The organism is Nitrospirillum guanabarense, from assembly GCF_034653355.1.
GTDB lineage: Bacteria > Pseudomonadota > Alphaproteobacteria > Azospirillales > Azospirillaceae > Nitrospirillum.
The window spans coordinates 1,138,353-1,155,945 of the sequence record NZ_JAYEER010000003.1 but is presented as its reverse complement, the minus strand read 5'-3'; the positions used below and the strand labels follow the sequence as shown (position 1 = coordinate 1,155,945).

The 17,593-nt window shown below is 63.8% G+C and carries 16 protein-coding genes; 4 read left to right on the top strand and 12 right to left on the bottom strand.

The genetic code is table 11. The annotated features are described in order from the left end of the window. Window positions 1–42 precede the first annotated feature (42 nt). Together UAA55_RS14490 and UAA55_RS14485 are read right to left on the bottom strand one after the other, a co-directional pair. Entirely contained in the window at window positions 43–903 is an 861-nt protein-coding gene (locus UAA55_RS14490; protein WP_322953570.1) for a tyramine oxidase subunit B, read from the bottom strand. After that, window positions 900–1,181, bottom strand: coding sequence for a Rossmann-fold NAD(P)-binding domain-containing protein (locus UAA55_RS14485; protein ID WP_322953569.1), 282 nt, complete (start codon window positions 1,179–1,181; stop codon window positions 900–902). The genes UAA55_RS14490 and UAA55_RS14485 overlap by 4 nt, the downstream gene beginning before the upstream one ends. A gap of 278 nt (window positions 1,182–1,459) precedes the next feature. Between UAA55_RS14485 and UAA55_RS14480 the strand changes: the two genes are divergently transcribed. The 4 genes from UAA55_RS14480 to UAA55_RS14465 all read left to right on the top strand — a co-directional run bounded on the left by UAA55_RS14480 (window position 1,460) and on the right by UAA55_RS14465 (window position 5,215). Then, the gene (locus UAA55_RS14480) at window positions 1,460–2,530 is read left to right on the top strand and encodes an AraC family transcriptional regulator (protein WP_322953568.1); all 1,071 of its coding nucleotides are present in this window, start codon (window positions 1,460–1,462) and stop codon (window positions 2,528–2,530) included. 308 nt (window positions 2,531–2,838) lie between these two features. Further along, a complete protein-coding gene (locus tag UAA55_RS14475; protein ID WP_322953567.1) occupies window positions 2,839–4,110 on the top strand; it encodes a hypothetical protein in 1,272 nt (423 codons plus the stop codon). A 204-nt stretch (window positions 4,111–4,314) separates the two neighbouring features. Continuing rightward, entirely contained in the window at window positions 4,315–4,797 is a 483-nt protein-coding gene (locus UAA55_RS14470; RefSeq protein WP_040843198.1) for a MarR family winged helix-turn-helix transcriptional regulator, read from the top strand. A gap of 1 nt (window position 4,798) precedes the next feature. Next, window positions 4,799–5,215, top strand: coding sequence for an acyl-CoA thioesterase (locus tag UAA55_RS14465; protein ID WP_088872905.1), 417 nt, complete (start codon window positions 4,799–4,801; stop codon window positions 5,213–5,215). An 83-nt stretch (window positions 5,216–5,298) separates the two neighbouring features. On the opposite strand, the gene UAA55_RS14460 is transcribed toward UAA55_RS14465, so the two are convergent. The 10 genes from UAA55_RS14460 to UAA55_RS14415 form a co-directional block, all read right to left on the bottom strand. Further along, window positions 5,299–5,799, bottom strand: coding sequence for a DUF6644 family protein (locus UAA55_RS14460; protein ID WP_322953565.1), 501 nt, complete (start codon window positions 5,797–5,799; stop codon window positions 5,299–5,301). Window positions 5,800–5,850: 51 nt separating this feature from the next. Further along, complete coding sequence (locus tag UAA55_RS14455; RefSeq protein WP_040843202.1) at window positions 5,851–6,336, bottom strand: DUF6644 family protein; 486 nt, start codon at window positions 6,334–6,336, stop codon at window positions 5,851–5,853. 286 nt (window positions 6,337–6,622) lie between these two features. Continuing rightward, window positions 6,623–7,408 (bottom strand): cyclase family protein, encoded by a 786-nt coding sequence (locus UAA55_RS14450; RefSeq protein ID WP_322953563.1) that lies wholly within the window; start codon window positions 7,406–7,408, stop codon window positions 6,623–6,625. Further along, a complete protein-coding gene (locus tag UAA55_RS14445; protein WP_322953561.1) occupies window positions 7,405–8,607 on the bottom strand; it encodes an SDR family NAD(P)-dependent oxidoreductase in 1,203 nt (400 codons plus the stop codon). The genes UAA55_RS14450 and UAA55_RS14445 overlap by 4 nt, the downstream gene beginning before the upstream one ends. Continuing rightward, window positions 8,604–9,776, bottom strand: coding sequence for a thiolase family protein (locus UAA55_RS14440; RefSeq protein WP_322953560.1), 1,173 nt, complete (start codon window positions 9,774–9,776; stop codon window positions 8,604–8,606). The genes UAA55_RS14445 and UAA55_RS14440 overlap by 4 nt, the downstream gene beginning before the upstream one ends. Beyond that, the gene (locus tag UAA55_RS14435) at window positions 9,773–11,386 is read right to left on the bottom strand and encodes an AMP-binding protein (protein ID WP_322953559.1); all 1,614 of its coding nucleotides are present in this window, start codon (window positions 11,384–11,386) and stop codon (window positions 9,773–9,775) included. The genes UAA55_RS14440 and UAA55_RS14435 overlap by 4 nt, the downstream gene beginning before the upstream one ends. A 166-nt stretch (window positions 11,387–11,552) precedes the next feature. Next, window positions 11,553–12,197, bottom strand: coding sequence for a GNAT family N-acetyltransferase (locus tag UAA55_RS14430; protein WP_322953558.1), 645 nt, complete (start codon window positions 12,195–12,197; stop codon window positions 11,553–11,555). 101 nt (window positions 12,198–12,298) lie between these two features. Further along, complete coding sequence (locus UAA55_RS14425; protein WP_322953557.1) at window positions 12,299–13,771, bottom strand: alpha/beta hydrolase domain-containing protein; 1,473 nt, start codon at window positions 13,769–13,771, stop codon at window positions 12,299–12,301. 80 nt (window positions 13,772–13,851) lie between these two features. Beyond that, the gene (locus UAA55_RS14420) at window positions 13,852–15,420 is read right to left on the bottom strand and encodes an indolepyruvate oxidoreductase subunit beta family protein (RefSeq protein WP_322953556.1); all 1,569 of its coding nucleotides are present in this window, start codon (window positions 15,418–15,420) and stop codon (window positions 13,852–13,854) included. Further along, the gene (locus tag UAA55_RS14415; protein WP_322953555.1) at window positions 15,420–17,576 is read right to left on the bottom strand and encodes an indolepyruvate ferredoxin oxidoreductase subunit alpha; all 2,157 of its coding nucleotides are present in this window, start codon (window positions 17,574–17,576) and stop codon (window positions 15,420–15,422) included. Before UAA55_RS14415 ends, UAA55_RS14420 begins: the two co-directional genes overlap by 1 nt. Between the last annotated feature and the right edge of the window lie 17 nt (window positions 17,577–17,593).

Genomic DNA, 17,593 nt, shown 5'->3' with positions numbered 1-17,593 from the left:
GTATGGGTAGGGGGGGATTTGCGGCGGGTGGCACGGGGGGGGTTATCGCAGGGCGGGCTCGTCCCACAGGCGCAGGCTCACGCCAATTCCGTTGGCCAGAGCGTTGCGGTAGACCCGCGTGCCCCAGGCGACGTCTTCCACGGCCATGCCGCCGACCGACAGGATGATGATCTCATCATCGTTGCGGCGGCCGGGGGCATCGCCCGCGGCAATCCTGCCGAGATCCTCAAGCTGCCCGCGCGCGATGCGGCCTTCGTCCACCAAATCGAAGAAACGCACGCCCACCGCCGGGATAAGGTTATGGACCGGCTTGGGATTCTCTTGCTGATAGGTTTCGTAAAGGCCGGTGAAATCCAGCACCTTCCGAATTTCCGGAGCCTCCATCCCTTCGTCGATATTGCAGGGCGCGGGCATCGACAGAAAGGTCCCCGGGCTGACCCAGTCACGCTTGACCGTCGGGTACTTGGATGGGTCACCCGTCGCGACCGACGCGCAGAAGGTGGCGATGTCGGAACCGCGCACCACCTCCTCATCGGTGTCTACCACCGTCACGGTGGTGACTTGCGGATAGGTCTGCTTCAGCCAGGCGAGGAAGGTGTCGATGTTCTGCTGCCCCCGCCCCTTCACCTTGACCGTATCGATGTGGGGGCAGGTCGCCATGAAAGCCGAAAGCGAGGTCTTCGCCATAACCCCCGGGCCCAGGATGCCGACCACCCGCGACTCTTTCCGTGCCAGATGCCGGGCGCCCACCCCCGGCACCGCGCCGGTCCGATAAGCCGACAGCAGGTTGGCCGACATCACGGCCAGGGGGGCGCCCGTGTCGGCATCATTGAGGATGAACATCAAGATGGAACGGGGCAGGCCCTTACCGCGGTTCTCGATGTTCGAGCCGTACCACTTCATTCCCGCGGTCCGGAAGCTTCCCCCAAATAGGCGGGCATGGCCATGAACCGTCGATCCGCCGTCGGTTTCGGCATGTCCGGAAAAGGCAAGTCCTCCGGAAAGACCACGATGGCGCCGTGCGAATTGCTGTCCGGCCCCGCCATGCGATAGTCGCCGACATGGAGCAGGCGGAACATTTCCTCCATGGTGTCGACACAGGCGGCCATATCGGTCACGCCGGCCCGGATCATGTCCGGTTCGGAAAGATAGATAAAATCGATCTTGGGCAAGGTGTTCATGATTCCAGCTCAGGAGAGGGGCGGGTTGCTGACGACCTGGACAGGCCCCGTAGCGGCGCGGCACCGCGGCGGCCTGAACTGGCGTCGATTGATGGAACCGCTCAGGACGGAAACGACCGCCGTCAGCATTTCCCCGAACCTTGCGGTCACCGGCCGCCGTGGCTGGGAAGCGGTCCTGGTCTTGTGCGGACAAGGGCAATTTCAACGAAGGGGAAGAATGTGTAAATTGCAGGGGGGGACCGCTGCTTTGCAGAATTGGTCAGGGAAGGTTCCAAGAAATGCCTAAAACCGCTGCCGCATCGCCGAATGATGCCGACGCCGCAATGATCGATCAGCCGACGATCCGGGTGCTATTTCTCACCGCACTGTTGAACGTCCTCTCTGAGGTGGACGACCGCATCGATCCTTTGCTGCGGGACTATGGGTTTTTCCGGTCACAACTTGATAAGCCCTACGAACGCGTGCCTCTGCATCGCTACGTCGCGCTGCTGGAACATGCTGCCGCCAAGTTCCAGCGACCAGACCTTGGTCTTGAGATGGGGCAATCGTTCGGCCTCGCGGATCTGGGACCATTCCACGCCCTGCTACGCGCGTCCGGGACGTTGCGCGGCGCATTGGACTGTCTCACGCTGTTCCAGTCGCGCTTGCAGAGCAAAACCTCGTTCGACAGCCAAATCGGCCCCGACCGCACCACCTACAGCTATCGCATCGAGGACCCGCGGATCTGGCCCCGGCAACAGGACGCGGAATTCGCGCTTTCGGGATACGCCAACCTGGTCAGGCAACTGACGTCCGCAAAATGGTCCCCGGCCGAGGTTCATCTCGAACATCCGATCACCGGACGGGACGCGTTCCTCTCGCGGTTTTTCCGAGCGCCGGTTCTGGGCAACCAAGTGGCCAACGCGCTGATCATCCGCAACGAAGACCTCGACAAGCCACTTGTGAGCGTGTTGTCTCCCGAGGATGAAAAACTCAAGTCCGTCCTGGAACGGCATCTGCTGGACCTGATGGGGCCGGCGGCCGCGCCGGGCGGAGGGCTGGTCGCCCTGACTAAGGATATTATCGCCCGCAGGCTGGGACGCGCCCGGGTCGATTGCGCCTTGGCCGCGGCGGAACTGAAGCTTTCCGAACGTTCCCTGCGCCGGCGCTTGATGGAGGAAGGAACCTCGTTCCGGGCGCTGCTTCAGGAGGCCAGGCAGGAGCGGGCAAGGCTGATTCTGGCGGCAGCCGATCTTCCGCTTTCCGTAGCGGCCGAACAGCTGGGATATTCGGACACGGCGACTTTCTCACGCGCTTTCAAGGACTGGACCGGCATTTCACCTGGTCGCTACTCAAAAAATACGCGATAGCCCCATCATGTGGCGGGGGCATGCCAATACGCCAATTCCCGGCGCAGGACCAACATGGCCAGCGACCGGAAAGCCCCGGGCCTGCCCAGCCAGAATGACGCATTGCGAGGTTTTTGGCGCGTCATTAACAAAACATTTTTGAAAGGCTGTGATCCTTGCTGCTACCCTAGCAATTCCTCGCGATCGGCCGGCGACCGGCGCCGTGCCGGGGAGAGATTTCCGCAACACAAGGGGCAGGTGCGCGGCTGGGTGGCCGACGACGGGCCGTGATCGGATAAAAACTTGACCGATACAGAATGGAGCGAGGCGTGAAGGTTCCCCGGTCAGGTGATACCCCCGTTTCTGCGTCAGCGTTCGATGAGGAGGTGGCGAAATTCAGGGTCGCGCTGACAGCCGCCCGATCGGCCGCCCTGCTGCAGCTGTTCGATTTTCTGGTCGAGCGATCCAATGACGAGCGCGCGCCGAAGGAGATCGAAATCGCCTTCGCCGTGTTTGGCCGAAACGACGCTCCGGGTGCGACATCGCAGTCGCTGGATTCCGGGGTCCGCGTCTATGTCCATCGGCTGCGAAAGCGGCTTCATGACTTCTACGCCGGCCAGCCGGGTCCCAGGTTGGAAATTCCCAAAGGCGAATACCGCATCGTCCTGGCCGTACCGCCCGGCAAACCCGACGGCCGCGCCCCGAGGCTGACGCCGGGGAATTGGGCCTGGCCGAAGCTGGGCACGCGGCCGCGGCTTGTCGTGCTCGGCGCGTTGTTGATCATGACCTTCAGCGGGCTTGCGTTCTGGTTCCCGGGGCCAGTGCATTGGGCAGAGCGGGGGGACCAGGAGCAATTGCGGTCGACGGCGTTCTGGCGACCGCTGGCGACGGACGAAACGGCGCAGTTGGTGGTGGGTGACGCTTTCATGGTCGCCGAAACGGAAGACCAGCGGGAAGTGCAGCGCATGATCCTGGAGCCCGGCATTCGCTCGCGCGACGATCTCGGGGCTTATCTGAAAACGCATCCCGATGCGTTCTACCGGCTTTACGACCTGGATCTGAATCTCGCACCGGCCGGCACGGTGGTCGCCGCCTGGACCGTGCAGAACGCCATCGCGCGATCCCGTCCGGACAATGCCAGCCAGATGCAGCTCGTCCCGGGGTCGAAACTCAGAGTCGACCTTCTGGGAACGGAAAACCTCGTCTACGTAGGGCGGTTTTCCGACCTGGGGCGCGTGGCTGCCTCAATATTCCAAACCTCCCACCTGCGACTTGGCGATTCCTATAACGAACTGGTTGATGCGACCTCCGGCAATCGATTTGCTGCCGATCTGGATGCCCTCCAGGAAAACAAGCCCGTGGTGGATTACGGCTATATCGCCAGCCTGCCCGGCCCCATGGGCAAACATATTTTCGTAGTTGCCGGGATCGGGGATGCGGCCGTGCGGAATATGGCCGGTCTTGTTTCCAATTCAAAGCAACTGCGGACCATCGAATCCCGGGCTGACATTCACGGGGACTATGAAGCCCTTTTCGAGATCCGCGTCGTCAATGGCGTGGCCCTCAGCCAACGTCCGGTTTTCGTGCGGGCGATCCGCTGAAGCGTCGGCGGCCGACCGCCCCCAACCTGGTATTGCGGATTTCCGGCGCCGAACCCAGGATATCCGGGTCCGGGTAATCCACTTGGACAAACCGCCTTCTTGCTTTAAACCTAAACTAAAGCGGAGACGGCTGGGCCAGCCGCGGCCAAGGGCCAGCGGATTCCTGTCATCCAGACGCACACATCCAGACGCACAAGAGTACACATGACTGCCGATAGCGAGACGAGTGACGAGCGCTCCCCCATCGGGGCGGGTTCCACGGAACTGCGCATGTGGGTTCGATTACTCGGCTGCGCCAAGATTGGCGAGAAGCGCCTGAGGCGCAATTTCGAAGAACAGTTCGACACCACGCTGCCGCGGTTCGATGTCATGGCCGCGCTTTACCGTGTCCCGGGCGGCCTCAGCATGGGGGCCCTGTCGCGGGCGCTCCTGGTCTCGAACGGCAACGTGACTTCCATCGTGCGCCAGCTGCAGGTGCAGGGGTTGGTGCAGTCGGCGGTTGACCCGCAGGACGCCCGCTCCGCGATCGTGTCCTTGACCAAGGCTGGACGGGCGCGGTTCCTCACCCTCGCCGAGGCCCACCACCAATGGATCGCGGATGTGTTCCGCGACTTCCCCCCTGAGCGGATGGCGACATTGCTGGAGCTTCTGACGGACCTCCGGTCGCTTCTTTCCAAAGAGAACTGACATGCCTTTCGAAACCACCACCCAGGTCCGCTTCGCCCACATCGACGCGGCCGGCATCGTCTTTTATCCACGCTATTTCGAGATGCTGAATGCGGCGGTAGAGGACTGGTGCGCGCAAGCGCTCGGACAGGACTTCAGGACCCTGCATCTTCACCACCGCATTGGGGTACCGACCGTCAAGCTCGACGTCGAATTCGTCTCCCCCAGTGAACTTGGCGATGTGTTGACGATCTCCATATCCCCGCGTGAAGTCGGCCGCAGCAGTTGCCATCTGCACGTCGTGTTCAGCGGAGACGACCGGGTGAGATTGCAGGCCAATGTGGTTTTGGTCTGCATGGATCTGCAAACCCGTCGAGCGACCCCATGGCCCCAGGACATGCGGTCAAGCATTTTGGAGGGAATTGTTCACGCGGTCTAGCGCGCCCGGTTCCCGACCTCCAAAGGGTAACCGCCGCCCTGCTGCGGCGAGGGCGGCGATGTCGGGGTCAAAAGGACGTACGATCAGAAAAGTATGTCCAACGTGAACCCGATCCAGCGGCCGACATAAATCACCGCCACCCATAATATGAGGGATGTCACCCCGGCCAACCGCGCGGCGGTCGGCGGTGGCACGCTGTCCCACACGGCGATGCGCCGATGGGCGGTCATATGGAAGATCACCATGTTGACGCCCGCCGCCAGCATCACCAGCATTTTGAGCTGGAACTGGGTGTTATTCGCATAAGCTGGGGCGTTCGCCGTGAAAAGCAGGCTTCCCGTCACCACAGCGAGGATAAAGGCCCCCCAGGTGAAGGGCAGCAGTTCGGCGATGAGCTTGTTGGCGCTTCGCCGGTGCGAGGCAAAGCCGAGCAGACGCAGATCGACTATCATGATCGTGCCGAAAACCAACGTGATGGCGACCACGTGCAGCGATTCAATGATGGGGAAGATGGCGGGGTTCTGGCGGATCCACAGGGAGAGGCCGGAATTCTGAATACTCTGCAGGACGGTTTGCAAGGACATGATGGGCCCCCTGGCTTAAGTCGAATAACGATCGCGCGCCATGTGGCTGGATCAGGTGTAGGCGATGAAACGGCCGCAAAAGATCACGGCCAGCCAAAGGCCCAGCGAAAGCCAGGCTGCGGACTTCGTCATGGTTGACCTGTCGGGGCCATTGTCAGCCGACTGGCGGTTGAGCAGCGGCTTTTGGAAAACCAGCGTCAGCACGAAGGCGAACAAGACCAGCGCCATCTTGGTCCAGAAAACCGCATTGTTCAGCGTGCGGCCCGGCTCGGCCACGATCAGCAGAAGGCCCGTCAGCAGCAGAACCGCCAAGGCGCACCACATCCAGGGCAGATAACGGCGTATGATCGTCGTGGGCGCCTCATCAGCCGCGAAGACGCCGGCCAGCCGCAAATTGGAAACCAGGGCCGAGCCGACCAGAACCGCGATGGAAAGGATATGAATGGCCTGGACCGTGGGAATGACCCAGACGGTCTCACGGATGGCGGCTGCGGCAGGCGTCGTGTAGAGCCACTGGCCGAATGCTTGTACAGACATCCCTCGATTTCCCCCTGATGGGTGATGGGCGACGCGGCGGCCAATGGGACGGGCCCCCGATGTTTCTCTGTCGATGACAGTCGTGCGGCGCCGCGTGGGGCGCGTTAGGACTATCCCGCTGCCAGGAATACCGCCATGCCCCGCCATCCCGGCATGGTGAAACGGTTTGATACGGGAACAACACGCCATGAAACGGTAATGCACATGGACCATACAGCGCGGGCTTTGGGGTGATGTCGGTGCGATCAGCCCGAAGCCCGCGAATGGATGAAAGCCTGCCCCTCCCTTACGCGACCAAGGCGATCACGCGCAGTGGACTCCCCGAACCGCCCTTGATCTTGAGCGGCATCGCCATCACCACCGCGCCGAAGGTGGGCAGCCGGTCGAGGTTGGTCAGGCATTGCAGGCCGAAGCGCCCGTTGCCATGCAGGATGGAGTGCGCCGGCAGGGGCTCATCGAAATGCGCGGCCTGCCCGGCGTCGGTGCCGACGGTTTCAACACCCAGGCCGACACAGTCGCGGTCATGCACCAGGAAGCGCATGGCAGTCGCATCCGGCCCGGGTGAATGGGCGCCATCCTCCCTGAGGTTGAGATAGGACACGGTACCCACCCGCTTCGACCAGTCACTGCGCAGCAAAATCCAGTGCCGGGGCGGAATCGCGCCGTTACGGGCCTCCCAATCTTCAAGGAAAGCGCGGGTCAGGACGAAGTCCTCGTCGGCGGCGGCCTCCCGGCTGATATCAATGACCACTGCGGGGTGGATGAAGTCGTCGGGGTTGACCTCGTCCACCGTGCCGTTCGGCACATCGCGGCCCGTGATCCAATGCGCCGGCGCGTCGAAGTGCGTGCCGGTATGCTCGTTCATCGAGATATTGTTCCAGTACCAGGCGGGGCCGTTCCCGTCATAGCGGGAAACGGTTTCCATCCTGAACGGCTCGCATTGGCCGAACTCCGACGGCAGGACGATGACCGGAAAATCCGGTGACAGCGTATTGGTGAGATCGACGGTGCGGATCCGCCGTGAAGCGATGCCGGCGAGCAGGCCGGCAAGCGTTGGGTCCATCGCGATCATAGGTTCTTCTCCCTCATGTAAAGCGCGGGATCGGCCAGCCAACGGTCCATGGCGTCGACGGCGACATCACCAACGCATGAAACCTCCCGCCCCGCCTCCAGCGCCTCGATGATCGCCCGGGCGAGCCGCAGGGGCGCGACCTTGGGGGGCGGAGCCGATTGATAATCCTCGTCATCGCTGGGTCCGGTGAAGACCGACAGCACCCGGACCCCCACGGCGCGCATTTCGTGACGGAAGCTCTGCAAGAGGGAGTGCCGGGCCGCTTCACCGGCTGCATAGCCGGCGCAATCGGAATCGCCGGCCAGCGCCTGTGCGGACAGGAGGTCGACGAAGGCGCCGGATGGACGGCCCTGCAACAGGGGGGCGCTGGCCTGTGCCAGGCGCATGAACCCCAGAACGGCGATGTCCAGCATTCGCCGCTGCTCCACCAGGTTGCCGTCCGCGCTGACGCCACCGCCCCGCACCAGGCGTGCGGTGTTGATGACGATGTCCAAGGGCCCGGCTATCTTGCTCATGCATTCCGCGACCATGACCGGATCGGTCAGGTCAAGGGGGACCGGCTGAACCCGCGTCAGTCCCGACACGCCGTCTGACTGGTCCGCCACCCGGGCGGGTGGGGCCAGTCCGGCAACGATGTGGCCGGCGCCGGCCGCGTGCAGCGCGTGGACGACAGCGCGGCCGATCGCGCTGCGGGCGTCACTGACCAGGATCGTGCGGTCCTTCACCGGAACGACAAATTCGCGCCATTGCCGATCGCCCATGTCGGGTTCCCTTCCGGCGGGCAGGGCGAAAAGCGCCGCATTTCCACCCCTGTCCAGCATCAACCGCATCTCAGCCCGTTCTCCCACCTTCAGACCGGCGTGCAGATGGGCAAGCGCCACCGGACCGGCATCCAATTCGACCTTGCCCATGCGCCAGGGCAGCTGGCCGCAGAAGTAAAGATCGGTCGAAACACGGATGGTGGTTTCCGACAGCACGCGCGCCCCCCGGTCGCGGTCAGTCCATTGCAGCTCACCCCAGCAACGGGGACAGGCATCGCGCGGGGGATAGGTGACCTCGCCGCAGTCCACGCACCCCTGCAACACGAAGCGCCCCATGGCCGCCCTGGCGGACATTGCATGCATCGCGCGGCTGCGCGCACCTGGGGGGACGTGCCGTTCCTTGCGTCGGGCGAGCGGGTCGCGCTTCTCACGGTTCATCGGCATGCCTCGACAATGGCGGCGGCGGTGCACACGCCGCGGTCGTAGTTCACCAGGCCGAACCCGGATATCGCCGCGATATCGGCATCCGGCACTTGGGTCCCCAATGGCTGGCGCAGCACCTGGCGCAGCGCTTCCGTCACGTTCTGGAAACCACCCGCCGCCCCCGCCTGACCGAACGACAGCTGGCCGCCATTGGTGTTCAGCGGCAGGTCGCCGCCAATCTCGAAGGTGGTCGCCCGAATGAATTCCGCGGCCCCGCCTTTGGCGCAGAAGCCCAGATCCTCAAGCTGCATCGCCACGATCACCGGATAATCGTCATAAGCCTGAAGCATATCGACCTCGGCCGGGGCGATCCCTGCCGACGCCCACAGGGAATCGGCATCCATCGCCCATCCCCCGCGCAGTTGCACCGGATCGTCCGGATAGGCGTTGTGCCGCTCGATCGTCGCCAGGATGCGCGCCATCTGCAGACCACGCCGCGCGGCGATCTCCGGGGTCGTCACAATGAAGGCTTCCGCCCCGGCGCAGGGCATCACGCAATCGAAGAGATGGACGGGATCGGAAATCGGCCGCGCCCGCAGGTAGTCGTCCAACGTCAGTTCCCCGCGCTGAAGGGCGAGCGGGTTGGAGCGCGCATTGCGGCGCTGGGCGACACACAGCTTGCCAAAATCGTCGCGTGTGACGCCATAGGCGCGCATGTAGGCATCGGTGATAAGGGCGAAGGTCGCGTTCGGCCCGCCGAAGCCATAGGGATAAACGGCATCCTGGGAGAAACGCGAGAACGTCGCCAGGGTGTGCCGGAAACTGTCCAAGCGGTTGGTGTCGGCGGCCACGCAGGCGACGACATCCGCGTCACCGCCCTGCACCGCGCGGGCGGCGCGGCGCAGGGCCATGACGCCACTCGCGCCGCCGGTCGGAATATGGTCCAGCCAGCGGGGGGAGAGGCCCAGATGCTGGACCAGGCCGACCGCCGTGTCCGGCATCGCCGAAAAGCTGGCGAAGCAGAAGCCGTCGATATCGGCCGGGCCGAACCCTGTCGCTTCGGCAAGAGACCGCATCGCCCGCCCAGCCCACCAGTGGGCAGGCTGGCTGGAATAGCGCTGGTAAGCCACCGTCACCGGCGCGCAGAGGACGACACCATCGTAGGAAGCTTGGGCGCGGATCATGTTTGCCGCCGCTTCAGCGCGCGCGTATCGAAGAAGGCGCCCCCGTCCATTTTCTCGGCAACCAGCGCCTTGAGCGCCGCCCGCAGGATCTTCTCCGTCGGGGTCCGCGGCAATTCCGCCACGAAAGCGACCCAGCCCGGCACCTTGTAGTAGGCTAATTGCCCCAGGCTCCACCGCACTATTTCCTCAGCCACCCCCCTGCCCGCTTCGGTAGCGGGCGTTACGATCAGCGCCGCCACCTCATCGCCGCGCAGGTCGTCGGGTGTGGCGGCGACGGCCGCCTGCTTCACCAGCGGATGCTTCATCAGGACCGCCTCCACCTCGACCGCGGCGATGTTCTCGCCAGAGCGGCGAATGACGTTCTTTTTGCGATCCACGAAATGGAGATCGCCATCGTCATCGCGGGAAACGATATCGCCAGTGTGGAACCAGCCGCCCTGCCAGGCTTCCTGTGTCGCCCCGGGATTTTTGAGATATTCCTTGAAGAAGCCGTAACCTGGATTGTCCCCCGCCCGCCGGACGAGCAACTCGCCCGGCGCGTTGGGGGCGGCCTCCCCACCCGCGTCGTCGATAATGCGCACCTCGACATCCCCCGTCGACCGGCCGAAACAGTTGGTGCCGATCTTGCGCGGCGCATGGCTGGCGCAAATGACGCCGCCGCTGCCCGTCTCGGTCATCGCCCAAGCCTCGATCAAGGGAAAGCCAAAGCGTTCCTCAAAAGGCGCGTGAAGTTCGCGGGGCGTGCCGGCACCGAAGCCGAAGCGTACCGAATGATTCCGGTCCTGATCGCTTGCCGGCGCCTTCATCAGCATGGATGGCATGACCCCAAGGTAATGCAGGCAGGTCGCACCGCTGCGCCGCACGGAATCCCACCAAGTGGTGGGATGGAAGCGGTCCAGGATGGTCAGGCACCCGCCAACGGTGATCATGGCCAGCACCGATACGGCCATCGCGTTCATATGGAACACCGGCAGGGGGGTAAGCATGCGCTCCAGCCCAGGGCTCAGCGAAATCAGCCCCCCAACATCGCGATACCAGTCACCGGAATGGAGGAAATATTCATTGGCCAGCACGCAGCCCTTGGGATCGCCGGTGGTGCCGGATGTGTAAAGCAGGGCCGCCTCCGTGGATCGATCCGGAGCCGTCAGGTCAGGTGCCGCCCCCGGGAATTGCGGGAGCGGTTCTTGCGGTAGCAGCGTGACCATGGCGCTGCCAATGGCCTGTGCCGCCGCGGCCACCTCCGCCCGCCGATCCTGCAGAACGAAAGCGGCATTCATTTCCGAATGGCCGATCAGATATTCGAGTTCGCTGCGCCGCAGGTCGGGATTGATCGGCACCACCGAAGCGCCAAGCCCATTGGCCGCGAACCAGATCTCGATGAAGTCCGGCCTATTTTGCAGCAGAAGACCGATCCGGCTGCCCTTGCCGAACCCAGCAGCGCGCAACGCCTTCTGCCGCGCCCGCACCCGCTCCAGCATGACGGCATAGGTGATCTCCCCGGCGTCGATGCCATATATCTCCGCCGTTTCGGGAAGCACGTTCAGGAAAGGGTTGCCCGGATATTTGCCGGCCGCCGACACGAACCTCGAAAAGACAGTTTCGCTGCTCACAACACCCTCACTCAAACAGGCGCGCAGCCTGATGTCGATGCACCGGGGCTTATGGGCCCATGTGTACGAATTACTATTTTAGGCCTAAACTTTTTAAATTCAGGCCTGCAGGCCTGGTCCGGGAATCGCACCGGCGAAGACTCTCTCCCTGCCTGCGGGCGCCTCTTCAGGATCCAGTTGGGCCAGCGGCGCGGAACCCGTCGAGCGGTACTTGCCGTCGCGATTCCAGCCTGCTGGCCATGGTGCTTTTCACCACCGGCCATTCGTCATTCGAGACGCTGAAGACGACCACGTCGCCGAATGTGCCATCGCCCATGGGGATCACGCGGCGCAGCATCCCGTCCTGGCGCGCCCCCAAACCGGCGATAGCGCGCCGTGACGGCAGGTTGCCTTCATATACGAGGAATTCGACCAGTATGCAGTTCAGCACGTCGAACGCGAAGGACATGAGCAGGAGCTTGGTCTGAAGGTTGGCGATGCCCTTGCGATGGGGCGCAGCGTACCAGGTGAAGCCAATCTCCAACTTCCTGCGCCATGGATCGAACACCCGGAACCAGCTGGTACCGATCGGTTCCCCCGTCTCCAGACACACGGCGAATGGAAAGCTCCGCCCCGCCCGCAGATCGTAAATCGCCCGGCTGACATAGACCTTCATGTCGTCTGGCCTGGGAACGAAGCCCATGTCCCATTCATGGTCGGTCGCGGTCGCCGCCGCCTCGGTCAAGCCCGCGACATGATCCAGGGACAGCGGCTCAAGCCTGATGCCACCGCCCTGCAGGTTCCTGATGCCCTCCGGCCATACCCACGACATTCAACGAGCCTCCTGAAGCGTCACAGGGTGTGTTCACTATAATAAACAATATATGTAAATTTACGTCATTGTCTCATAAATGATCCGCTGCGTGCCACCTTTCAGAAATCATCCGGCCTTGCGATCGGAACCAGACGCGCAGCGTCCGCTGGCAGCAGATAGCCTTGCTTTTCGGAAAGCACCTTCGCCGCCTCGAACTTGCGGGCATATGCGGCGAAGTTGCCGTAGAGCGATCTCAACGTGTCCCGCGCATAGGGCACCTTGGTGTCGTAGACCATGCCGCAGCCGGTCTCCTGGTCGGTGAGATAGGCCGCCGCAGGGACCTCGACCCAGGCGGGCCGCACGCCCCCCACCATGTTCCCGGTTCGCGCGTCCCGCGCGATGCCCCGCCCCTCCCGCTTGAAACGGGGGGCCCTGGGCATCGGGCGGCCCTCGCGAACCCAGCGGTCCATGTCGTCAAAAAGGGCGAACATGATCATCTGCGCGGGTTCGTCATAGAGATGGCGACAGCGCGGGTCCGACTCCTTGCCCACATCCGCCGGCAAATCCTCAATTTCCTCGGTTCCCAAATCGGCAAGGCGCAGGTGGGAAACACCGGCAACCTCGTAATAGCGCAGGCGCGGCCGGTCGCTGTCGACCGGCAGGTCGATCTGTTCAATCGCGTCGTGCATGGCTTCCGATTGACTGTAGACAACCACGAACGGGGCATCGTCCGGCATGTGACGGGGCACGCGGATGGCATCACCCCCAACCTCACCGAAGGACATCTTGCCCGTCATATAAGCGTCGATTAGGGGCCGACCGTCCGGCATGCGCCACTGCTGGTGCCGGCCTTGATCCAGATAGTCCATCCAGACCTGCGCCGTGACCGCCCAGCTGTCGACATAGACCCGCCTTACCTCCAGCCCCCGCACCGGACCATCCGCAAGATTTGACTTCAGCGCCAAAGCAAGCTGAGCGCCTATACCCTGGGACTGCGGAACGAAGGGATCGGCGTGACCGCCCCGCTGGAACCGCGCGGGATCGTAATACGTCCCGAGAGAGGCGTAGCGCGCGTAGTCGAACCGGCGCATGAAGTCGAGGTTGAGGTCCTGCGGTTCCGGATCGGGCCGCCAATCGAGATCGGTGGTGGTCTTGGGATCCTGCGCGGGCTTGTTGATGTTGAGGGTGTATCCCACCCATGCGTAGCCCTGCCGGATCAGATAGTCCTTGGTCAAAATCCAGCCCGCCCCGCGCTCGCCGATCCAAGTGAAAGGCTCCATCACCACGGTGCCGTTGAACTTCCTTGGATCCTTGGGCTTACGCACCAGAATGCGGGTGATATAGGGGACCTGGAAAAGGGTCGCTCCCTGCGCCGTGATCGCGGGGGCGACGCCCGACATATAATACTCCTCCTCGGCATAGCCGCTCCCGTCGAGATCGATATATTCGGTCCCGGGGTTGGTGACCCGCAGCGCCGAGGACAGGGGCGGCTGGTCGCTCGGCGGCACCGGAATGATCGTCGGCATTGCAGGCACCTCTCCCGACGCGCCGCAGGCCCAGCCGGCAAGCATGAGGAAAGCCAGGAACCCCATCCTCCGGGAGACATCCTCCAGGAAAGAAAGCCGGCGGCGCATCGTCCACGCACTCACCTCCGGACAGCCTCGGCCCATCATCAGCAGAAGGAGCGGATCGTGCGGATCAAGCCGTCCAGATCGCCCCCCTCCCCGTCCTTGATGGCGGTTTCACGCAGGCGCCTCGCCCAGTTCGCCGCATCATCGCGGTGGGCGAGACGGCGGATTTCCGCGATCACCTTGTCGAACCTCGAAAGTCCCCGCGCGTGCGTGTCCGAATAGCCCTTGACCAGCCGGCGGCATTTCAGCACCTCCCCGCCCAGGACATAATCCTTGCGGACAAGGTCGCACGCGCAGGCCAGCCAGACCTCGCGGTGCGCCACCTCCTCGGCATGCCGCAACGAGCGCCGGCGCAACCACCGCATCCCGCCCAGCGTGTAGAGCGTCAGGAACCAGGCGGGCGAATAGGTCCGCACGCGGCGCCCCTTGTTCACCCGGCGGTCCAGCCACGCATAGATCGCACCCTGCCGTTTCAGCCAGCGCGCAAAGCCGGCCGGCAACAGGCCGGCGATCTCCTCCATGCGAGGATGCATGAATTCGGTGGTGGTCAGCACATGGTGCGGCCCGGCCCCCACCTCGCTTGCGATCCGGCTGCGCCGGCCAGCGCGCGTCTTCAGGTCGGCGACCCGGATGACATCATCGTAGGTCATCGCGTTCGCGACATACTTGGCCGCCGTCACGGTGAAGTCATGGCCTCGGTCCTGGCCCCCCGCCTGCCGGTCGACGGCATGCAGGCGCGCCAGAATTTCCAGATACTCGGTCCCGTAGCGCTCATCCTGATAATCCACGACTTTACGCAGGCCCGCCCACGCCATCGGCCAGGCGGCCTCGGGCAGGGAGGTGCGCAGCAGGTCAAGCAGACGGGCCACGCGCGGATCGGCGGAGGATGAGGGCACACCGGCCGTCCGCGACGCGGCCGGGATTTCCGCCCCGACATGCGGCGGGGACGGATTTGCCGCCCGTTCAAAGGCGGCGTCGAAGGTCTTCAGGCTTGCGGCCACCCCCTTGCCGTCCTGCCTGATCACGGCGTGATACGCGTCGCGGTCGAAGGGAAGCCCCCCCGATCCGGCCAGCGCGCCGAACATCGCCGAGGAGATGACGCTGCCGTTGCGCGCCGCCAGCTCATCCATGTTGAAGATGATCTGCCGCCGCGCCGTCACGCCGATGGCATCGGCCACCGCATCGCTGTCGGCGATGCCATTGCCGGGCGCGCTCTTCTCGGAAATCGCGAAGGAGCGGTGGTCGGAAGCGATCAGGATCGTCCGTTCGGGGGTGACGATCCCCCTTAGGATCGAGCGGCCGGCCTCCATGAATTCCGACGCCAGGACGACGTCGACATCGCCCGGCGTCGGCATCTGCGCCAGTATGGGCTTCCGGCCCGCCGCGAGCGGCATCATCTCGATATAGTAGATGGTGGCGCCCGTACGTTGCGCCACGCCGGGCACCGATGTCGACTGCGCCACCCAGCCGGCATTTTCGGCCAGCTGGACGATCCACCCGGACAGGACGCCACCGCCCTGTCCCCCCATGGCCACGATGGCGATGGAAATGGGCCGTTCGGTCGCGGCACCCGCGGCGGCCAGCGGCAGCCGGACAATATTGTCCCCCATCACGCCACCTCGAAGGCGACGCGGCGGCGCGCTCGCCGCTGCTGCAGGAAGCCGATCAAGGCCATGGAAAGCCGAGCCGTCACCCTGTCCCACCGCGTCGGATTGTGGATCACCTCGGCACGATAGAAGGACGGGCAGAGGGCGGCCGCCTCCGATACCTCGCCGCAATTGCCACAGCCGACACAGGAATTGTCAATCGCGGCGACCGGATCGTCACGCAGTGGATCGTCGAGTTGCTTGACGGAAAGAGACGGGCAGCCGGACAAGCGGATGCAGGCATGATCGCCGGTGCAGACATCTTCATCGACGCCGAAGCGCTCCTTGACTACGCGCTTGCCGTCCTTGATCGACTTCGCCGTGAGGGGCCTCTCCCGCCGCTGCCGGTTGAGCATGCATTCGGAGGAGGCGATGATGATCTTGGGCCCCTCCTCCTTGGTCGTCAGCGCCTCTTTCAGCACCGCGCGCATCCTGCCCACATCGTAGGTGCGATCGACCTCACGGACCCAGGTGGCGCCCACCCCCTTGACCGCCTTGGATATGGGGTTGTTCGTCTGGCGGCTTTTGTTGTGCGCGCGGGAGGAAAGGATGTCCTGCCCGCCGGTCGCCGACGAATAGAAGTTGTCGACGATGACGAAGACGCCGTCATGCTTGTTGAAAACGGCGTTGCCGATCCCGCTGGTCAGGCCGTTATGCCAGAAACCGCCATCGCCCATGACCGCGATCGAGCGCTTGCCGGTTCCTTTGCTGAAGGCGGCGGCCGAGGCGGCACCCAGGCCGAAGCCCATGGTGGTCGTCCCGATATTGAAGGGCGGCAGGATGGAGAACAGGTGGCAACCGATGTCGGCCGACACGTGATGGTCGCCCAGCTCCTGCTGCGTCAGCTTCATGGCGGCGAAGATCGGGCGTTCCGGGCAGCCGGTGCATAGGCCCGGCGGACGGGGCGGGACAACGGACTTCAGCCTTTCGACCTTGGGATCCGCCAGCACCGGGCTGGCATCCGGAACCGGGGGGCGGTTGCCCAGCAGATTGGGGGAATGATCGTCCAGGAACGCCTGAATGCCCTTCGCGAGCGCCTGTATTGTGTAGTCGCCGGCCATCGGAAGGACGTCCTTGCCGCGGACGCGCGTATTGATATCGCGCCGGCGCAGCACCGTATTGACGGCCTGCTCCAGATATTCGGGCTGTCCTTCCTCCACCATGAGGATGGCGTCCTTGCCCATGGAAAAATCGGCGATCTCGCTGTCGATCACCGGATAGGTGACGTTCATGACATAAAGCGGGACCTGCGTGTTGCCGTACGCGTCCGAAAGGCCGAGATACTGCAAGGCGCGGATCACGTTGTTGTACATTCCACCCTGCAGGGCGATACCGACCTTGCCCGTGGCCGGACCAAACAGTTCGTTCAGCCGGCGCGCGCGAATGAAATCGACCGCCGCCGGCAGGCGCCGGGCGATCTTTTCCCGCTCATGATCGTAGGCCGCCGGGGGCAGCACGATGCGGCTGAGATCCCGCTTCGGCGCGTTCAGCGCGTCATCGATGGTGAAGGATGGGCGGACATTGTCCTTGCACACGAAACTGCCGTGCATGTGGCAGGTGCGGACCCGGACCTCCAGCATGACCGGCGTGTTCGAGGTTTCCGACAACTCGAAGCCACGGGCGATCAAATTGACGATGCACGCATGGTCAGGGCGCGGGTCGAGCAGCCACATCTGCGATTTCATCGCGAAGGCGTGTGTGCGCTCCTGCATGATGGAGGAGCCCTCACCATAATCCTCGCCGATGATGACCAAGGCGCCGCCGGTGACGCCGCCGGACGCGAGATTGGCCAGCGCATCGGATGCCACATTCGTTCCGACCGTGGATTTCCATGCCACCGCTCCCCGCAGGGGATACATGACGGAGGCCGAAAGCATGGCCGCCGCCGTGGCCTCGTTCGCCGAGCTTTGAAAGTTAACGCCCAGCTCGTCGAGGATGTCCTTCGCATCAGCCAGGACATCCATAAGGTGGGAAATGGGGGAGCCCTGGTATCCGCCCACATAAGAGACGCCGGCCTGAAGCAGACCCTTGGTGATCGCCAGAATGGCCTCGCCCCGGAAGACGTCGCCGTCTCCCAGTCGCAGATGCTCAACTTCTCTGGCAAAAGAACGCTCAGCCATGTCCGTCATCCATTGAT

Coding starts and splice junctions, on each gene's coding strand:
- UAA55_RS14445 (WP_322953561.1), bottom strand. CDS start 8,607: ATGAACCGTGAGAAGCGCGACCCGCTCGCCCGACGCAAGGAACGGCAC.
- UAA55_RS14430 (WP_322953558.1), bottom strand. CDS start 12,197: ATGTCGTGGGTATGGCCGGAGGGCATCAGGAACCTGCAGGGCGGTGGC.
- UAA55_RS14485 (WP_322953569.1), bottom strand. CDS start 1,181: ATGAACACCTTGCCCAAGATCGATTTTATCTATCTTTCCGAACCGGAC.
- UAA55_RS14460 (WP_322953565.1), bottom strand. CDS start 5,799: ATGTCCTTGCAAACCGTCCTGCAGAGTATTCAGAATTCCGGCCTCTCC.
- UAA55_RS14440 (WP_322953560.1), bottom strand. CDS start 9,776: ATGATCCGCGCCCAAGCTTCCTACGATGGTGTCGTCCTCTGCGCGCCG.
- UAA55_RS14455 (WP_040843202.1), bottom strand. CDS start 6,336: ATGTCTGTACAAGCATTCGGCCAGTGGCTCTACACGACGCCTGCCGCA.
- UAA55_RS14420 (WP_322953556.1), bottom strand. CDS start 15,420: ATGGGGGACAATATTGTCCGGCTGCCGCTGGCCGCCGCGGGTGCCGCG.
- UAA55_RS14450 (WP_322953563.1), bottom strand. CDS start 7,408: ATGATCGCGATGGACCCAACGCTTGCCGGCCTGCTCGCCGGCATCGCT.
- UAA55_RS14415 (WP_322953555.1), bottom strand. CDS start 17,576: ATGGCTGAGCGTTCTTTTGCCAGAGAAGTTGAGCATCTGCGACTGGGA.
- UAA55_RS14470 (WP_040843198.1), top strand. CDS start 4,315: ATGACTGCCGATAGCGAGACGAGTGACGAGCGCTCCCCCATCGGGGCG.
- UAA55_RS14480 (WP_322953568.1), top strand. CDS start 1,460: ATGCCTAAAACCGCTGCCGCATCGCCGAATGATGCCGACGCCGCAATG.
- UAA55_RS14490 (WP_322953570.1), bottom strand. CDS start 903: ATGAAGTGGTACGGCTCGAACATCGAGAACCGCGGTAAGGGCCTGCCC.
- UAA55_RS14465 (WP_088872905.1), top strand. CDS start 4,799: ATGCCTTTCGAAACCACCACCCAGGTCCGCTTCGCCCACATCGACGCG.
- UAA55_RS14425 (WP_322953557.1), bottom strand. CDS start 13,771: ATGGGGTTCCTGGCTTTCCTCATGCTTGCCGGCTGGGCCTGCGGCGCG.